Annotated in this window: 3 protein-coding genes; 1 reads left to right on the top strand and 2 read right to left on the bottom strand. The window is 78.0% G+C overall.

The genetic code is table 11. From position 1 onward, the window contains the following. Positions 1-288, bottom strand: a 288-nt coding sequence (locus tag PAI11_RS10680) for a hypothetical protein (RefSeq protein ID WP_040599838.1), incomplete at its 3' end; no start/stop codon positions are given. Positions 289-368: 80 nt separating this feature from the next. Then, positions 369-1,025 carry a dTMP kinase gene (gene tmk, locus PAI11_RS10675; protein ID WP_007574220.1) on the bottom strand — a complete coding sequence of 219 codons (657 nt, stop codon included), beginning with the start codon at positions 1,023-1,025 and terminating at the stop codon, positions 369-371. A 139-nt stretch (positions 1,026-1,164) separates the two neighbouring features. On the opposite strand from tmk, the gene PAI11_RS24245 reads away from it, so the two are divergent. Next, a partial coding sequence (locus PAI11_RS24245; protein WP_170320714.1) for an AAA family ATPase occupies positions 1,165-1,835 on the top strand: 671 nt, incomplete at its 3' end.

Raw genomic sequence — 1,835 nt, 5'->3', positions numbered from 1 at the left:
GAAGGCCACCGCCTCGTCGGCGACCAGCGACGCGTCGCCGCTGAAGGCGACCCGCCAGCTCGGCGCCTGCGGTCCCGCCAGCGGCGCGCTGCCGCCCGGTGCCGGCAGCGGCGAGATCCGGCGGGTGCGGCGGCCGTCGTCCACCAGCAGCGCGGGCACGCCGAGGCGGCCGCGGCGCGGCGCGCTCCAGCGACCCTCGACGCGCAGGAGGACGGTTCCGGCGCCCGCGGGAACGGCTTCGAACCGCTCGCACGCGAACGACGGAGCCGGTGGGTCCTCCTCAGCCACCCGTCGTGCTCCCGTTCACCCGCGCGAGTCTAGATGGTTGATTCCCCGCTCCGGCGATGGCGAACGGGCCGGCGACGCCGTCATCCCGCGGGCGGGCCGGCCTCCGGCGAGGACAGCAGATCGTCGATCCCGGCCAGGGCGGCGGCCAGCACGGCGTCTGGCGCGGCCCCCGCGTCGAGCACCCGGAAGCGCTCGGGCTCGGCGGCGGCGAGCGCGTCGTAGGCGGCGGCGACCCGCGCGAAGAACGGCTCCCGCTCGCGCTCCATCCGGTCCTGCTCCTCGCCGCGTCCCATCAGCCTCGCGCGGCCGGCGGCCGGGTCGAGCCGCAGCAGCAGCGTCCGGTCGGGCCGGCAGCCGGCGGTCGCCAGGTCGTTGATCGCCGCGACCGCGTCGATCCCCAGCTCGCGCCCGCCGCCCTGGTACGCGAGCGAGCTGTCGACGAAGCGATCCAGGAGGATCCAGCGGCCGGCGGCCAGCAGCGGCCGCAGCCGCTCGGCGCAGAGCTGGGCGCGGGCGGCCGCGAACAGCAGCGCCTCGGCACGCGGGTCGACCTCGAGCCGGGGGTCGGCGACCAGCGCCCGGATCCGCTCGCTGAGGACGACCCCGCCCGGCTCGCGCAGGCGCACGACCTCGATGCCGCGGTCGGCGAGGGCCGCCTCCAGCGCGACGGCCAGCGTCGTCTTGCCCGCGCCGTCGAGCCCCTCGATCGTGATCAGTGCTCCGGTGGAGGGGCTCACGGCCTGGACGGTAGACGACTGGCGGCGGCTCGATCCCGGTCGGCCCCGCTGGCGTGGCGGGTCGCGCTCGTCGGCCGAGGCCGCGTCGCCGCGCGGGCCGTGGCGGCGCCATCGTCGACGGGACGACTACGATCGCCGGGTGTCCGTCCTGACCGCCACCGAGCACCAGCCGCACGCCCGCGCGGTGCTGCGGGGGGCGTTCGTGACCGACGGCGGAGCGGCCGTGCGGCCCTCGCACGCCTACCTGTTCCAGGGGCCGGCCGGGAGCGGCAAGCGGACGGTGGCGCGGGCGCTGGCCGCCGAGCTGCTGACCGAGGGGGCGAGCGACCCGGTCGAGGCGGCGGCGCGGGTCCAGCGCGGCGCTCACCCCGACCTGACCTGGGTGACCCCGACCGGCGCGGCGGTGATGCGCCGCGAGGACATCGACGAGGCGGTGGTCCAGGCCGTCAGCCGCCGGCCGTTCGAGGCGCGCCGCCGGGTCTTCGTCCTCGAGCGGGCGGAGTCGCTCAACGACAACGCCGCCAACCGGCTGCTGAAGACGCTCGAGGAGCCGCCCGAGTACGTCGTGCTGATCCTGCTGACCGATCGTCCGGGCGAGCTGCTGCCGACGATCCGCTCGCGCTGCCAGACGGTCCGCTTCGACCCGGCCCCGGAGCGGCAGCAGGCCGCGCGGCTGGCGTCGGGGCGGGGGATCGACGAGCGCGCGGCGCTGGCCTGCGCGCGGCTCGGGCTCGGCGACGCGCGGGTCGCGGCGACGCTGGCCGGGCCTGACGGGCAGCTGCTGCGGACCGCGGCCGAGGCGGTCGCCCG

The organism is Patulibacter medicamentivorans (genome assembly GCF_000240225.1).
GTDB lineage: Bacteria > Actinomycetota > Thermoleophilia > Solirubrobacterales > Solirubrobacteraceae > Patulibacter > Patulibacter medicamentivorans.
The sequence above is the reverse complement of the archived record's forward strand: the minus strand, read 5'-3'. Positions and strand labels throughout refer to the sequence as shown.